The 16,227-nt window shown below is 67.2% G+C and carries 13 protein-coding genes; 8 read left to right on the top strand and 5 right to left on the bottom strand.

The features are described from left to right. From pheA to rfaE1, 8 genes are all read left to right on the top strand, one after another. Entirely contained in the window at nucleotides 1-1,107 is a 1,107-nt protein-coding gene (gene pheA, locus HGR_RS05605; RefSeq protein WP_006297156.1) for a prephenate dehydratase, read from the top strand. A gap of 8 nt (nucleotides 1,108-1,115) precedes the next feature. Then, complete coding sequence (locus HGR_RS05600) at nucleotides 1,116-2,078, top strand: prephenate dehydrogenase (protein WP_006297155.1); 963 nt, start codon at nucleotides 1,116-1,118, stop codon at nucleotides 2,076-2,078. 1 nt (nucleotide 2,079) lies between these two features. Continuing rightward, nucleotides 2,080-4,170, top strand: coding sequence for a bifunctional 3-phosphoshikimate 1-carboxyvinyltransferase/cytidylate kinase (locus tag HGR_RS05595; protein ID WP_006297154.1), 2,091 nt, complete (start codon nucleotides 2,080-2,082; stop codon nucleotides 4,168-4,170). A gap of 229 nt (nucleotides 4,171-4,399) precedes the next feature. Continuing rightward, the gene (rpsA, locus tag HGR_RS05590) at nucleotides 4,400-6,079 is read left to right on the top strand and encodes a 30S ribosomal protein S1 (protein WP_006297153.1); all 1,680 of its coding nucleotides are present in this window, start codon (nucleotides 4,400-4,402) and stop codon (nucleotides 6,077-6,079) included. A gap of 119 nt (nucleotides 6,080-6,198) precedes the next feature. Beyond that, the gene (locus HGR_RS05585; protein ID WP_006297152.1) at nucleotides 6,199-6,501 is read left to right on the top strand and encodes an integration host factor subunit beta; all 303 of its coding nucleotides are present in this window, start codon (nucleotides 6,199-6,201) and stop codon (nucleotides 6,499-6,501) included. A 66-nt stretch (nucleotides 6,502-6,567) separates the two neighbouring features. Further along, complete coding sequence (locus HGR_RS05580) at nucleotides 6,568-6,897, top strand: LapA family protein (RefSeq protein ID WP_006297151.1); 330 nt, start codon at nucleotides 6,568-6,570, stop codon at nucleotides 6,895-6,897. Nucleotides 6,898-6,933: 36 nt separating this feature from the next. After that, a complete protein-coding gene (locus tag HGR_RS05575; protein WP_006297150.1) occupies nucleotides 6,934-8,205 on the top strand; it encodes a lipopolysaccharide assembly protein LapB in 1,272 nt (423 codons plus the stop codon). A gap of 48 nt (nucleotides 8,206-8,253) precedes the next feature. After that, on the top strand, nucleotides 8,254-9,186 hold the full coding sequence (gene rfaE1 / locus HGR_RS05570; RefSeq protein ID WP_006297149.1) for a D-glycero-beta-D-manno-heptose-7-phosphate kinase: 933 nt from the start codon (nucleotides 8,254-8,256) through the stop codon (nucleotides 9,184-9,186). A gap of 84 nt (nucleotides 9,187-9,270) precedes the next feature. Here rfaE1 and HGR_RS16760 read toward each other — a convergent pair whose 3' ends face one another. Genes HGR_RS16760 through HGR_RS05545 form a run of 5 tightly spaced genes read right to left on the bottom strand, consistent with a single transcriptional unit; the run spans nucleotide 9,271 to nucleotide 16,226 of the window. Further along, nucleotides 9,271-9,633 carry a hypothetical protein gene (locus HGR_RS16760; protein ID WP_006297148.1) on the bottom strand — a complete coding sequence of 121 codons (363 nt, stop codon included), beginning with the start codon at nucleotides 9,631-9,633 and terminating at the stop codon, nucleotides 9,271-9,273. A gap of 12 nt (nucleotides 9,634-9,645) precedes the next feature. Further along, on the bottom strand, nucleotides 9,646-10,260 hold the full coding sequence (locus HGR_RS05560; protein WP_006297147.1) for a hypothetical protein: 615 nt from the start codon (nucleotides 10,258-10,260) through the stop codon (nucleotides 9,646-9,648). A 53-nt stretch (nucleotides 10,261-10,313) separates the two neighbouring features. After that, nucleotides 10,314-14,024 (bottom strand): hydantoinase B/oxoprolinase family protein, encoded by a 3,711-nt coding sequence (locus tag HGR_RS05555; protein WP_006297146.1) that lies wholly within the window; start codon nucleotides 14,022-14,024, stop codon nucleotides 10,314-10,316. A gap of 49 nt (nucleotides 14,025-14,073) precedes the next feature. Continuing rightward, entirely contained in the window at nucleotides 14,074-14,871 is a 798-nt protein-coding gene (locus HGR_RS05550) for a putative hydro-lyase (RefSeq protein WP_006297145.1), read from the bottom strand. Further along, nucleotides 14,868-16,226 (bottom strand): amidase, encoded by a 1,359-nt coding sequence (locus HGR_RS05545; protein WP_006297144.1) that lies wholly within the window; start codon nucleotides 16,224-16,226, stop codon nucleotides 14,868-14,870. Before HGR_RS05545 ends, HGR_RS05550 begins: the two co-directional genes overlap by 4 nt. Nucleotide 16,227 lies beyond the last annotated feature (1 nt).

Genomic DNA, 16,227 nt, shown 5'->3' with positions numbered 1-16,227 from the left:
ATGGCCCGATCCCTCGCCGAACTCCGCACCGCGATCGACGCGGTGGATCAGGAACTGCTGGCCCTGCTGAACCGCCGCGCGGCGCTCGCGCATGAGGTGGGTGAAGTCAAGAAGCTCGATGGCTCGCCGGTCTTCCGTCCCGAGCGCGAAGCCCAGGTGATCGCCAGCCTGCAACAGGCCAATCCCGGCCCCCTCAAGCCCGAGGGCATCGCCCACGTTTGGCGCGAAATCATGTCGGCCTGCCGCGCGCTGGAAGCGCGACTGCGCGTGGCCTACCTCGGCCCGGCCGGCACCTTCAGCGAGCAAGCCGCGCTGCAATTCTTCGGCGCCAGCATTGAACGCGTGCCCTGCGCCAGCATCGACGAGGTCTTCCAAGCCACCGCCGCGGGACGCGCCGACTATGGCGTCGCCCCCATGGAGAACTCCACCGAGGGCGTGGTGTCGCGCTCGCTGGACCTGCTGTTGAATTCTCCGGTCCACGTGGTGGGCGAAACCAGTCTGCTGGTGCGCCACAACTTGCTGCGCAGCTCGCCGTCGCTGGAGGGCATCACCGCCGTGTACGCGCATCCGCAGGCCCTGGCCCAATGCCAGCAGTGGCTCAACACCCATCTGCCCCACGCCGAACGGCATGCCGCCAGCAGCAATGCCGAGGGCGCGCGCCTGGCCAGCACCCATCCGGCCTGGGCGGGCATTGCCAGCGAACGCGCGGCCAGCGAATTCGGCCTGCACGTCGTCGTGCCCGCCATCCAGGACGAGGCCGGCAACCGCACCCGTTTTGCCATCCTGTGCCTGCCCTCCACCCTGGCCATGCCCGCGCCCAGCGGCCCCCAGGGCGGACGTGACTGCGTGAGCCTGGTCCTGTCCGTGCCCAACCGCCCCGGCGCCGTGCACGACCTGCTGACGCCGCTGAAGAAGCACGGCGTGTCGATGACGCGCTTCGAGTCGCGCCCCGCGCGCTCCGGCAGCCCTGTCTCGGCCTGGGAATACCACTTTTACATCGACCTGCAAGGCCACCCCTCCGAACCGCACGTGGCCGCGGCCTTGCAGGAGTTGCAGGGTCTGTGCGCTTTCTACAAAGTGCTGGGCGCCTACCCGGTTTCGGAATGACGCACGGCATGGACCCTCACGCCGGGCCGGACACCGCCCGCCCATCGGCGCAGGCCGCGCCCTATTTCGAGCAGCTCGGCCTGATCGGCTGCGGCCTGATTGGCGGCTGCTTCGCCCTGGCGCTCAAGCAAGCCGGATTGGTGCGCCATGTGGTGGGCTACGACGCCCGTCCGGCCTCCATCGAGGAGGCGCTGGCACGGGGCGTGATCGACCGCGCCGCGCCCACGGCTGCCCACACGGTGGGCGCGTGGCGCGACGACACCAACGGCCAAGACGTCGCCGGGGCGGATTTGATTTTCCTGGCCGTGCCCGTGTCCGCCACGGAAGAGGTGCTGCGCGGCATTGCCCCCTACATCCAGCCCCGCGCCCTGCTGATGGACGCGGGCTCCACCAAGGGCGACGTCATCGCGGCGGCGCGGCCGGCGCTGGGCGAACGCATCGGCAACTTCGTGCCCGCCCACCCGATCGCAGGCAAGGAAAAGGCTGGTGTCGCGCACGCGGACGCGGAACTGTTCCGGGGACGGCAGGTCATCCTCACACCCATGCAGGAGACGCAGACCGGACCCTTGGCCCAGGCGGCCCGGCTTTGGCGGGCCCTGGGCTGCGAGGTGCGCCACATGAGCGCCGAGGCCCATGACGCGGCCTTCGCCGCGGTCAGCCATCTGCCGCACCTGCTGGCTTTCGCGCTGATGGACAGCGTGGCGGGCCAGACCCTGGGCCCGGAATGGCTGGATCTGGCCGGCAGCGGTTTTCGCGACAGCACCCGCATCGCGGCCAGTGACCCCAAGGTATGGCGCGACATCCTGCTGGCCAATCGCACGCAGGTGCTCGCGCAGTCACGCCAGTTGCAGCAAGCCTTGCGGGCGTTCGACACGCTGATCGAGCACCAACAAGCAGGCGCGCTGGAGGCCCGCATCGCCCGGGCCAGCGCCGAGCGCGCACGCATGAATGGCCCGCAGGGGGCCCACTGAGATGTACACCACCCCTTTCATCGACCTTCCCCCGCTCAGCCAGGCCCAGGGCACGGTGCGCCTGCCCGGATCCAAGAGCATTTCGAACCGGGTGCTGCTGCTGTCAGCCCTGTGCGAGGGGCGGACCACGCTGCACGACGTGCTGGATTCCGACGACACGCGCGTGATGCTGACCGCCCTGCGCCAGCTCGGCTGCGGAGTGACGCAACACGGCAGCACCGTGGTCATCGACGGCATCGCGGGCCAGTTGCCGCGGGTGCCCCTGAAATTCTTCATGGGCAACGCGGGCACGGCCATGCGCCCCCTCACCGCGGTGCTGGCCATCGCGGGGGGAGACTTCGAGCTTTCCGGCGTGGCCCGCATGCACGAGCGCCCTATTGGCGACCTCGTGGACGCGCTGCGCCCGCTGGGCTGCCGCATCGATTACCTGGGCAAGGAGGGTTACCCGCCGCTGCGCGTGGGTCAGCCTGCGTTGAAGCTCGATGCCCCCATCCAGGTACGCGGCGACGTGTCCAGCCAGTTCCTCACGGCGCTGCTGATGGCCCTGCCCCTGGTGGCCATGCATCAGACCGCCCCGCTCGGCGCGGGCGTGTCCTCGCTGCCCCCCGGGGGGGCAGTCCCATCTTGGGGCGGCCCGGCGACGGGACGCGGCATCACCATTGAAGTGGTCGGTGAACTGATCTCCAAGCCCTACATCGAGATCACGCTCAAGCTGCTCGCGCGCTACGGCATCGAGGTCGAACGCGATGGCTGGCAACGGTTCACCATCCCGTCTGGCAGCCGCTACCGCACCCCCGGGACGCTGCACGTGGAAGCCGATGCCTCCTCGGCCAGCTACTTCATCGCCCTGGGTGCCCTGGCGGCCGACACCGCCACCCCGGTACGCATCGAGGGCGTGGGCGAAGACTCCATCCAGGGTGACATCCGCTTTGTCGAGGCCGCGCGCCGCATGGGCGCGCAGATCTGGAGCGGCCCCAACTGGCTCGAGGTATCGCGCGGCCACGGCCCGCTCAAAGCCATCGACCTGGATTGCAACCACATTCCCGACGCGGCCATGACGCTGGCGGTGATGGCCTTGTTCACCGACCCGGCCGGCGGGCCGACCACGCTGCGCAACATCGCCAGCTGGCGCGTCAAGGAGACCGACCGCATCGCCGCCATGGCGGCAGAGTGCGCCAAGCTGGGCGCCATCGTGGAAGAAGGTCCCGACTACCTGCGCATCCATCCGCCGACCACGGCGCAATGGCGGGCCGCCGCCATCCACACCTACGACGACCACCGGGTGGCGATGTGCTTCTCGCTGGCGGCGTTCAACCCGGCCCATCTGCCCGTGCGCATCCTGGACCCGCAGTGCGTGGCCAAGACCTTCCCGGACTATTTCGAGACCCTGTTCACCGTCACCAGCCCCGTCGCGGGCACCGTGCCGGTGCTCTGCGTGGACGGCCCCACGGCCTCGGGCAAGGGCACCCTGGCCGCGCGACTGGCCGCGCGCCTGGGCTACCACTTGCTGGATTCCGGTGCGCTCTACCGCGTGACCGCCCTGGCCGCGTTGCAAGCCGGGCTGAACATCGACGCGGCGAACGAGACCGCCATCGCCGAGCTGGCTCGGCGCCTGCCCGTGCGCTTCGAGGGCGACCGCGTGCTGCTGAACGGCCAGGACGTGAGCGACGCCATCCGCAGCGAGGAAGGCGGCATGAACGCCTCCAAGGTCTCCGCCCTGCCCGCCGTGCGCATCGCCTTGGTCGCCCTGCAGCACAGCTTTGCCCGCCTGCCCGGCCTGGTGGCCGACGGGCGTGACATGGGCACCGTCATCTTCCCGGCCGCGCCGCTCAAGGTCTTCCTCACGGCCAGCGCCGCCCAGCGCGCCGAGCGCCGGCATAAGCAATTGATTTCCAAGGGAATTCCGGCTAGAATCGACGTCCTTCGCGCTGACCTTGAGGCGCGTGACGCACGGGACATGAACCGCGCGGTCGCGCCCTTGAAGCCCGCCGAAGACGCCCTGCTCCTGGACAACTCCAGCCTCTCCATCGAAGCCTCGGTGGATCAGGTGTTGGCCTGGTGGCAGGACAAACAGCCGTTCAAGGCTGCTTGACTCAAACACGCTGTCAAGCACCGTGTGTTGAACACCTTGAACAGTTGACCGGTCCCGTCGGTCCTTCTCGCGCAGCAGCGCACCGATCGACGGGTTCATTCACTCTTGCCGCGGAATATCCGCACACAACCACCGTCGAAAGCTAGCCCCCATCGGCAATGGTGCCGGTGTCACGCCACATGCCGCGCCGCAAGCGGGCCGTGGACGCTGAGACGGTCAAGGAAACTCAATGTCTGAATCTTTTGCCGCCCTGTTTGAAGAATCCCTCAAGCGCTCCGAAATGAAAGCGGGCGAGGTCATCACGGCCGAGGTCGTGCGCATCGACCACAACCACGTCGTGGTGAACGCGGGCCTCAAGTCCGAAGCCTTCGTGCCCGTCGAGGAATTCAAGAACGATCAGGGCGAGCTCGAAGTCCAAGTGGGTGACTTCGTGTCGGTGGCCGTGGACGCCATCGAAAACGGCTACGGCGACACCATCCTGTCGCGCGACAAGGCCAAGCGCCTCGCCTCGTGGATGAGCCTGGAAAAGGCCCTGGAATCCGGCGAATTCGTCACTGGCACCACCAGCGGCAAGGTCAAGGGTGGCCTGACCGTGCTGGTCAACGGCATCCGCGCCTTCCTGCCCGGCTCCCTGGTCGACACCCGTCCGACCAAGGACCTCACGCCCTACGAGAACAAGACCCTGGAATTCAAGGTCATCAAGCTGGATCGCAAGCGCAACAACGTGGTGCTGAGCCGCCGCGCCGTGGTGGAAGCCTCCATGGGCGAAGAGCGCGCCAAGCTGATGCAGAACCTCAAGGAAGGCGCCATCGTGCAAGGCGTGGTCAAGAACATCACCGAGTACGGTGCGTTCGTGGACCTCGGCGGCATCGACGGCCTGCTGCACATCACCGACATGGCCTGGCGCCGTGTCCGCCACCCGAGCGAAGTCGTTCAGGCTGGTCAGGAAATCACCGCCAAGATCCTCAAGTTCGACACCGAGAAGAACCGTGTCTCCCTGGGTCTGAAGCAAATGGGCGACGATCCCTGGCTGGGCGTTTCGCGCCGCTACCCGCAAAGCACGCGCCTGTTCGGCAAGGTCACGAACATCGCCGACTACGGCGCGTTCGTGGAACTGGAGCCGGGCATCGAAGGTCTGGTGCACGTGTCCGAAATGGACTGGACCAACAAGAACGTGGCCCCGTCCAAGCTCGTCTCCCTGGGTGACGAAGTGGAAGTCATGGTGCTCGAGATCGACGAAGACAAGCGCCGCATCTCCCTGGGCATGAAGCAGTGCAAGGCCAACCCCTGGCAAGAGTTCGCGCAGAACACCAAGCGCGGCGACCGCGTCAAGGGCCCCGTCAAGTCCATCACCGACTTCGGCGTGTTCGTGGGCCTGGCCGCTGGCATCGACGGCCTGGTGCACCTGTCCGACCTGTCCTGGAACGAGCCGGGCGAAGCCGCCGTGCGCAACTACAAGAAGGGCCAAGACGTGGAAGCCATCGTTCTGGCCATCGACGTGGACCGCGAGCGCATCAGCCTGGGTATCAAGCAGCTGGACGGCGACCCCTTCGCCACCTTCACCTCGATCAACGACAAGGGCGCGACCGTGACCGGCAAGGTCAAGACGGTGGATGCCCGCGGCGCCGAGATCGATCTGGGCGAGGACGTGATCGGTTACCTGCGCGCCTCCGAAATCAGCCGTGACCGCGTGGAAGACGCGCGCAACGTGCTGAAGGAAGGCGACGAAGTCACGGCCGTGGTCACCAACGTGGACCGCAAGACGCGCAACATCCAGTTGTCGATCCGCGCCAAGGACTTGGCCGACGAGCAAGGCGCCATGGCGAACCTGAACCAAAATTCGGGCAACGCTGGCACGACCAACCTGGGCGCGCTGCTCAAGGCCAAGCTCGACGGCAACAACGGCTGATGATGTCTGACTGACCCTGCCGCCCACGCGGCCCCGCCGACGCAGGACCCTCGCGGGTCCTGCTTGTCGACGGAGTCCAAGCGGCTGGGTTCCGCATCGACCCACGCGCACGTCACGTCATGACCCGCTCCGACCTGGTTGAAGCGTTGGCTGCCCGTTTCGAGCAGCTCACGCACCGAGACGCCGAATCGGCCGTCAAGGCCATCCTGGACGCGATGAACGACGCGCTGGTGCGTGGGCGCCGCATCGAGATTCGCGGCTTCGGTAGTTTTTCCATCAACCGTCGTCCACCGCGCATGGGTCGCAACCCGCGCAGTGGCGAAAGTGTCGCGATCCCGGAGAAGCGCGTCCCCCATTTCAAGCCGGGCAAGGCCCTGCGCGAGGCGGTGGACGAGAGTGCGCCAAGCGAAGATCCGGACTGAACGGCGCGTGCTTAAAATCGGGCCTCCCACCCGCACGGAACGAAGGTGGACAACTGAGGTCGCACGATGAACAAACTGATCTGGCTGCTCAAGTGGATGCTTCGAGCGGCCATTTTTTTCGCCCTGCTGGTATTCGCCCTCAACAACCAGACGCGGGTCACGCTGAATTTCTTCTTCGACTACCAATGGACTGCGCCCCTGGTGTTCGTCGTGCTGGCGACCTTCACGCTGGGCTTGGTCTTGGGCATCGTGGTCATGCTGCCGCGCTGGCTGACCCAGCGGCACGCGGCGCGCAAGGCACGCCGACAGCTCGAATCCGACAACGAGAGCAAGCTGGGCATGAGCACGCAGTTCATACCCTCCAGACCCTTCCCCCACGACCGAACCGCCGGATGACGCGCGCCCTTCCCGACCGCCGCACACTCTCAACTTATGACTCCTGAACTGAGCTGGCTACCCAGCTGGTTGTCTTTTGGCCTGATGGCCCTGCCCGTCGCGTTTGCCTTGGGCTGGCTGGCCTCCCGCCTGGATTGGCGCCAATTACGCCTGGAAGACCGCCGCAATCCCCGGGCCTACTTCCGGGGACTGAACTTCCTGCTCAACGAGCAGCAAGACCAGGCGATCGACGCCTTCATCGAGGCCGTGCAGAACGACCCCGATACCTCCGAACTGCATTTCGCGCTCGGCAATCTGTTTCGCCGCCGTGGCGACTACGAACGCGCGGTGCGTGTGCACCAGCACTTGCTGTCGCGCGGTGACTTGAGTGAAACCGAGCACCAGCGCGCCCAGCACGCCTTGGCGCTGGACTACCTCAAGGCAGGCTTGCTGGACCACGCGGAAAACGCCCTGCTCAAGCTGGAAGGGACCCCCTTTCAAACCCAGGCCCGCTTGGCGCGCTTGGCCAACCACGAGCGCGCACGCGACTGGGCACAGGCCGCCGCGATCGCTCGTTCCCTCGACAACGCCCGGGACTTGGGTGCGGGGGGGACCAGCGCCGGCACGCAACTCGCGGGCAGCTTCGCGCCCCGACTGGCGCACTATTTGTGCGAGCAGGCCGCCGAGCGGCTGGCTTCCCGGAACGTGGAAGGCGCGCAGGAACTGCTCTTGCGCGCCATTGACACCGCACCCCAGGCGCCGCGTCCGCGCATCGATCTCGCCCGGCTGCAAATGCAGCGGGGCCAAGCCTCGGACAACGAAACGGTGCGTCGCGAAGCCGCAAGCCAGGCGTGCGAGACCCTGAGTGCAGCGTTGGATGCCAGCCCCGCCGCGGCGCCCTTGATCGCGGCGCCCCTGGTCAAGGCCGCTCAAGCCTGCGGGCAGGAAGCCTCGGTCCAGGCCCGCTTGCGCGCGTTGTACGAACAGGCGCCTTCGCTGGATCTGCTGGAAGCCCTGATCGCCTTGCACGCGCCCGTGCCCGATGCCGCCCCAGGGGACGCGTCCAAGCCCGAGAACTTGCGGGGCTGGTACCTGCGCCATCTGCGGCACGAACCCTCCCTGGCGGCGGCCAGCAAATGGCTGGCCGGTGAAAAACTGGAGCACGAGGAAGAGCGCCCGCTGGTCCAGCGTGCCCTGGACCGCGCGGCGCAACCCTTGCTGCGCTACCGCTGCGCCGCCTGCGGCTTCGAGGCCAAACAGCATTTCTGGCAGTGCCCAGGCTGCCAGTCCTGGGACAGCTACCCCGCGCGCCGGGTGGAAGAGTTGTGAGCGGACGCCCTCGGCGAACTTCTCTCCCCGCGTCACGGCCCCTCCACCATGGAAATCACCCCGGCTCAGCTCTCGCGTTCCCGCGTGCTGGTGGTGGGCGACGCCATGCTCGACCGCTACTGGCACGGCGCGGTGGACCGCATCAGCCCCGAAGCGCCGGTGCCCGTCGTGCGGGTGACGCGCGAGGACGTGCGCATGGGAGGTGCCGCCAATGCGGCCGCCAATGTGGTGGCGCTGGGCGCGCGAGCGTCCCTGCTCACGAGGGTGGGAGATGACGATGCCGGTCGCACCCTGGACAGATTGATCGCGCACAGTGGCATTCAAGCGCACGTGGGACGGGACCCGGGATTAACAACCACGGTGAAGCTGCGGGTCATCGGCCGTCAACAGCAATTGATCCGCCTCGATTTCGAGAACCACCCGCCCCAGGACGTGCTGGCAGCGCAGACAGCCAAGTTTGAGCAGTTGCTGCCCGCGCATGACGCCGTCCTGTTTTCCGACTATGGCAAGGGCAGCTTGGCCCACCTGCCCGGGATGATCGGACAGGCGCGAGCGATGCGTCGGCCGGTGCTGATCGACCCCAAAGGCCCGGACTACACCCCCTATGCAGGCGCCACGGTCATCACGCCCAACCGAGAAGAACTGCGACAAGTCGTCGGCACTTGGCGCAACGAGGACGAACTGAGTGCCAAGGCTCAGGCCTTGCGTGCAGGTCTTCAGCTCAGCGCCCTGCTGCTGACCCGCAGCGAAGAAGGCATGACGCTGTATGACGCCGACGGGGAGATCAGCGTGGCGGCTGAGTCACGCGAGGTCTACGACGTGACGGGCGCGGGCGACACGGTGATCGCCACCCTCGCGGCCTTCATCGGCGCGGGCTTTTCAGCCCGCGCGGCCATGCCTTGGGTCAACAAGGCTGCGGGCATTGTCGTGGGCAAGTTCGGCACGGCCACCGTCAGCTACGAGGAGCTGATGGGCGCTTGAGCTAACCCCGCGGCCCAGCCTCTGCGGCACGGAGGGACCACGGGGTCGGCCTCAGTGGACGGCCCCACGGTCGATGCGCAAGGCTCAGGGGCAGCGGTACACCTCGAAAGTGCGCTGCCCCAGCTGGGGCGACGCACCACTCACCAGCGCATTGCCACCCAATCGAAACGCTTGACGTCGCGCCTCGATCAGCAGGTTTTCTTCCACGGCTTCGGAAACGCGAGCCACGGGCCCCACGCCGGCCCACACGGTCACCGCGGTGCTGCCCAGGTGTCGGCAAGGGAACACCTCGACCTCCGTCGCGAGGCGGATGTCCTCGTGCTGGCGCGGGTTCAGGGCGCTGCAGGCCGACAAGCCGCAAACCGCCAACAAGGCCCAGGCGCCAAGCCAACGGCCACGCCGCACCTTGAAGTGCGCGGATGTACGGTTCAGCTTCCAGTGTGTCATGCCATGTCCTTGTCAAGCGCGGATGCCAGTGACCTGCAGATAGCCCGTGCGGGTGGCGGGTGACACCGCGTCGAGCAACTGGGCGTGCCGGGTTTGGTGACGGGTCACCATGCGCGCGTCGGCCACGCCGCGCGAGCGGCAGAACCAGTGGCAGCTGTGCTGCATCAGCAGCAATTCCGCCATCAGGGTGAAGGCCTTGTCACGGGGCGAGCGCTGCTCGCGGTTGTCCGCCACCGCGCCAATGCCCTCGGCATGGACGGTCAGCAAGGCGCGCATGTCGAAGGTGCGCCGAGGCAGCAGCTTGTCCGCGTAGGGGAAAGACCAGTCCAGGGTGCTGACCAGGGTCTGGTCGTTCCAGACCTTGGAAAAATCCTCGGCGAAACGCTTGAATTGTCGACTGAGGTCCTGTTCGGCGCCTTGCAGACTGGCCCAGATCTGCTCGCGGCGGATGGGCTCACTGGCGTCGAGCGCGCGCAGGTAGCCTTCCGTCACGGTCTGCATCAGCTTTTCGATCTGGTGCTGGTTCAGGAACCGCGCCAGCAGCAGGATGCGCCGGCGCTGGTCTTGAACCTTGAGGAATTGGAAGCCCAGAACGGGCGCGAGCACGAGGGCGAGGAAGATCTCCATGCGTTCTTCTGATGGGTCGTTGCGGATGAACAGCCCATCAGTGTAGCCAAGGCTCAGATCGCCGCGCCGTATCCCCCACCGCCCGGCGTGTGGATTTCAAAGACGTCGCCAGGCCGCATCTCCGCGGTCCCGATGTGTCCCAGCACTTCCACCGATTCGGTCGATCCATCGCTGGATGCGCGGACCACGCGGTTGATGCCCGCTTGCCCCGGTGCGCCGCCAGCCATGCCAAACGCGCCATGCACGCGACCGTTGGACAAGATGCCCGCGGTCATGGGTTCGAGGAACTGCACGCGCCGCACGCCGCCGTCACCGCCGCGCCAACGGCCTGCACCGCCGGAACCTCGTCGGATCTCGTAGGCCAGCAGGCGCACCGGGAAGCGGAACTCCAACACCTCGGGATCGGTCAGGCGCGAGTTGGTCATGTGCGTCTGCACCACGCTCGTGCCATCGAAGCCGCCCACCACCCGACCCGTGTCGTCGACCACCGCGCCCGCGCCAGAGCCCCCGGAAATGGTCTCGTAATACTGGTACTGCGCGTTGCCGAAGGTAAAGTTGTTCATCGTGCACTGGCTGGCCGCCATCATGCCCAGGGCGCCGTAGAGCGCGTTGGTGATGCACGACGAGGTTTCGACATTGCCCGCCACCACCGAAGCGGGCGGATTCGGGTTCAGCATCGAGCCCGGCGGGATGATGACCTTGAGCGGCTTGAGGCAACCCGCGTTGAGCGGGATGTCGTCGTCGACCAAGGTGCGGAAGACATAGAGCACCGCCGCCATGCAGACCGCCGTGGGCGCGTTGAAGTTGTTGATTTGCTGCGGACTGGTGCCCGTGAAGTCGATCTCCGCGCCCCGGTTGGCGGCATCGACGCGCACCGCGACGCTGATCTGCGCGCCGTTGTCCAAGGGCAGTGTGTAGCGGCCATCCTTGAGCCGGGTGATGACCCGGCGCACCGACTCCTCGGCGTTGTCCTGCACGTGCCGCATGTAGGCCTGCACCACGTCCAGACCGAACTGAGCGACCATCTTGCGCAGTTCCTGCACGCCTTTTTCATTGGCGGCGATCTGCGCCTTCAAATCGGCCATGTTCTGCTGCGGGTTGCGCGAGGGGTACTCACCACTGGCCAGCAGGGCCAGCACCTCGGCCTCGCGCAGCGCACCGCGGTCCACCAGCTTCACGTTGTTGATCTGCACACCCTCTTCCTCGATGCGCGTCGAGAACGGCGGCATGGAGCCCGGCGTCGTGCCGCCGATGTCGGCGTGGTGCCCGCGCGAGCCGACGTAGAAGGTCGGCTCCGTGCTGCCCGCGATGTAGACCGGTGTGATCACCGTCACGTCGGGCAGGTGGGTGCCGCCGTGGTAGGGGTCGTTGAGCATGTAGACATCGCCCGGCTGCATGCGCCCCGTGTTCTCACGGATCACGGTCTTGATGCTCTCGCCCATGGAGCCCAGGTGGACCGGCATGTGCGGCGCGTTGGCAATCAGATTGCCTGCGGCGTCGAACAGCGCGCAGGAGAAATCCAGCCGTTCCTTGATGTTGACCGAGTGCGCGGTGTTCTGCAGTTGCAGGCCCATCTGCTCGGCGATGTTCATGAACAGGTTGTTGAACACCTCGAGCAGCACCGGATCGGCCTGCGTGCCCGCCGCGTAGCGCTGTTCGCGCGCGAGGCGGCGCTCCAGCACCAGGTGGTCCAGGGCAGTCAACTTCGCTTCCCAGCCGGGTTCGACCACCGTGGTCGCGTTCTTCTCGGCGATGATGGCCGGGCCAGTGATCACATCACCCGGACGCAAATCCTCGCGCACGACCAGGGCGGCGGGGTGCCAAGCGCCGCCGGAGTACAGCCGCACGGTGTCGCGGCGCGGCGTCTCGCGCGGCACGCTCAAGGCATGCCGACGCTCAGCCGGCGCGTCGCCAGCGATCACGGCCTCCACCGAAACCGCCTCGACGATCAGGCCCTTGCCCGGCATGAGGAAGGCGTAACGCTGGCGGTAGGCGGACTCGAAGCCAGCGACGATGCCCGCCTGGATGGCGGCTGGACTCGCCGCCTGGGGATAGGACACGACCAAGGCCGCATCGCTGCCCTCGTAGCGCACGTGCACGCGCCGCTGCACGGTGATCGCGCCCTGGCTGACCTGCTGCCCGGACAGTGCCTCGGCCGCGCTGTCCGCCAGCGCATCGAGCCGCGCCTTGAGGTCCGGCAGCGCGGCCGCGCTCAGGGCGATTTCCACGGCTTGCTCGCGGATCAAGCTCTGATCGGCCAGGCCCATGCCGTAGGCCGACAACACGCCCGCGAGCGGATGCACCAGCACGCGCGTCATGCCCAGGGCGTCGGCGACCAGACAGGCGTGCTGACCACCCGCGCCGCCGAAGCATTGCAAGGTGTAGCGCGTCACGTCGTAACCGCGGGCCACCGAGATCTTCTTGATGGCATTGGCCATCTGTTGCACGGCGATGTTGATGAAGCCTTCGGCCACCTCCTCCGGACTGCGGCCCGTGCGGGTCGCGAGTTCGCCGAACTTGAGGCGCACGGCCTCGGCGTCCAATGTTTCATTCGCCTTCGGGCCAAACACCTGGGGGAACCAGGCCGGCTGAATCTTTCCGAGCAGCACGTTCGCGTCGGTCACGGCCAGCGGCCCGCCGCGCCGATAGCTGGCTGGGCCCGGGTTGGCGCCAGCGCTCTCGGGTCCGACGCGGAAACGCGCGCCGTCAAAACTCAGGATGGAGCCACCGCCTGCCGCGACCGTGTGGATGCTCATCATGGGCGCGCGCATGCGCACGCCCGCCACCTGGGTCTCGAATTCGCGTTCGAAGGAACCCGCGTAGTGGCTCACGTCGGTGCTGGTGCCCCCCATGTCGAAACCGATGACCTTGACGCCGCCCTCGGTCGGCGCGGACGCCGCATCGGTGAAGGCCAGCTCCGCCGTGCGCGCCATGCCCACGATGCCGCCGGCCGGGCCCGACAGGATGGCGTCCTTGCCTTGAAAGGCTCGTGCGTCCGTCAGCCCGCCCGAGGACTGCATGAAGTACAGCGGCACGCCCGGCATCTCGCTCGCCACTTGCTCGACGTAGCGGCGCAGGATGGGCGAGAGGTAGGCGTCCACCACCGTGGTGTCGCCCCGGCTCACGAACTTCATGAGCGGGCTGGTGCCGTGCGAGGTGCTGATCTGGGTGAAGCCGACTTCGCGCGCGATGGCGGCGGCTCGCGCCTCGTAGGCGCTGTAACGGTAGCCGTGCATGAACACGATGGCCACGCTGCGCAGGCCCGCGTCGAACTGCGCCTGCAAGTCGCGACGCAAGGTCGACGCGGCCACATCTCCCAGCGGCGCCACCACATCCCCATGCGCGCCCATGCGTTCATGAGCCTCGATGACGGCGGTGTAGAGCAGTTCCGGCAGCAAGATGCGGCGGTCGAACAGACGGGGCCGATTCTGATAAGCGATGCGCAGCGCGTCGCGAAACCCCCGGGTGGTGACCAGCAGCGTGGGCTCGCCCTTGCGCTCGAGCAAGGCGTTGGTCGCCACCGTCGTGCCCATCTTCACGCACTCCACCTGCGCGGGCGTGACGGGCTCGCCTGGCTTGAGACCCAGCAGATGGCGGATGCCCGCCACCGCCGCGTCCTTGTACTGCTCCGGGTTTTCGGACAGCAACTTGTGGGTGGTGAGGGAACCGTCGGGCCGCTTGGCCACGATGTCGGTGAAAGTGCCGCCGCGGTCGATCCAGAATTGCCAGCGACCCGCGTGCGTGAGCGTGTTGTTTTCAGCCATGTTTGGAAAGTGCGTGTAAGTGCGTATGAGAGCGCGTGAAAGGAAATCGTTAGAAAACCGCCATGCGGCTGTTCAACAGGTCGGTGACCAGCATGTGACCGGGCGCATGGGTGATGCAGAACTCAGGCTTGACCGCGGCCACCACCGACTGCGGCGTGACGCCACAGGCCCAGAACACGGGGACTTCGCCAGGGAGGATGTCCACCGCGTCACCGTAGTCTGGGCGTTGGATATCGGAGATGCCGATCTCGGCCGGTTCACCGAAATGCACCGGTGCACCGTGCACCGAAGGGAAGCGCGACGTCACCTGAATGGCGCGGATCGCGTCGGCGGCCTTGAGCGGACGCATCGACACCACCAGCGGGCCCTTGAAAACCCCCGCGGCCTGTGTCGGCACATTGGTGCGGTACATGGGAACGTTGCGCCGCTGCTCAATGTGACGCACGGGCAGGTCGTTCTCTTGCATCGCCTCCTCAAAAGAGAAGGAACACCCAATCAGGAACGACACGAGGTCGTCACGCCAGAAGTCACGCACATCGGTCGGCTCGGCGATCAGTTGCCCATCCTTCCAGACGCGGTAGCGCGGAATGTCGGTACGAATGTCGATGTCATGACCCAATTCCGGCAACGCCGGGCTGCCAGGCTCGGACATGGCCAAGAGCGGGCAGGGTTTGGGATTGCGTTGGCAGAAGAGCAGGAAGTCATCGGCCAGCGCGCGCGGCAGGATGGCCAGGTTGGCCTGCACCCGCCCTGGCGCAAGGTTCGCGGTCGGCCCGGTGAGTTCACCGGCACGCGCGCCCAGGCGCACCTGGTAAGCGGCGTCATTGATCTGGGTGTCGTGGTTCATGGGGAAATCTTCTTCAGCTCGGCCTCCACGGCCATGCCAATGGACAGGATGCGCCGGTCGCTGCCATTCGAGCCAGCAATCGTCAGCCCCACGGGCGCGCCGCCGCGGGGATGACAGGGCAGGGACAAGGCGCAGCCATCCAGGAAATTGATGAGGGTGGAATTGCGCAGCATCAAGAGATTGGTGGCGCCATACAGCTCGTCGGACTCTTGCAGCGCGGCAATGGGCGGGGCCACCACGGGCACGGTCGGCAGCAGCAGCGCGTCATACCCCGCGATGCGTTGCTCGACGGCCGCGACCCAGGCCTTGCGCGCGGCCATCAAATCCAGCCAGTCCGCCGCCGACAACGCCGCGCCACGCCGGATGCGCGAGATGACCCGCGGGTCGTAGCGCTCGGGCGCGCGCGCGATGTGCGGACGATGCCAGGCCCAGGCCTCCGCGGCGGTGAATCCGCCCTGGGCGTTGATGGAGGCCAGTTGCGCGAACTCAGGCAGCGCCAGGTCCTCGACCAGGGCTCCGGCCGACGACACGGCACGCAGCGCCGCATCAAAGGCCGAGGCGACGCTGGCATCCATGCCTTCGCGCACCAAGGTCAGGGGCGCGGCCAGGCGCAGAGGGCGCAAGGCAGCGGGCTCGGGCAGCTTGCCTCCCTCCCCCGACAAGACAGCGTCCAGCACCGCGCAGCAGACCACGCTGGCCGCCAACGGACCGATGGAATCCAGTTGGATGGACAAGGGCAGCACACCGTCCATGGGCACCCGGCGCGCACTGGGCTTGAAGCCCGTCAGGCCGCAGAGGGCCGAGGGAATGCGCACCGAGCCGCCCGTGTCCGAACCTATCGCGGCCAGTGCCATGCCATCGCTCACGGAGACGGCTCCGCCCGACGTCGAGCCGCCCGGAATACGCCCGGTGGCCCGGTCCCAGGGATTGCGGGGGGTACCGTAGTGCGGGTTCAGCCCCAGGCCGGAATAGGCGAACTCCGTCATGTTGGTGCGCCCCATGATCACCGCACCCGCGGCGATCAAGCGTTGCACGACCAGGGCGTGAGCCTGGGCGGGCGGGGCGTCGCGCAGCACCACGGACCCGGCCAGCGTGGTCTCGCCCGCCACGTCGAACAAGTCCTTGATCGACACCGGTAAGCCTTCCAACGGCGAACGCGCCAGGCCGGCGCCCAACAGGCAATCGGATGCCTGGGCTTGGGCGCGGGCGCGCTCGGCATACACGCGGGTGTAGACACGCGTGCCCTCGCCCGCCGGGTCGCTGGTGCGCGCCAGCGCCGCCTCGACGAGATCGCGCGCCGTGACTTGGCCGGTGCGCAGGGCATCGGCCTGTTGCTGCAAGGTCGGCAGGGTCATG

Origin of the sequence: Hylemonella gracilis ATCC 19624, assembly GCF_000211835.1 — a bacterium.
Classification (GTDB): domain Bacteria; phylum Pseudomonadota; class Gammaproteobacteria; order Burkholderiales; family Burkholderiaceae_C; genus Hylemonella; species Hylemonella gracilis.
This window is presented reverse-complemented; position numbering and strand designations above follow the sequence as displayed.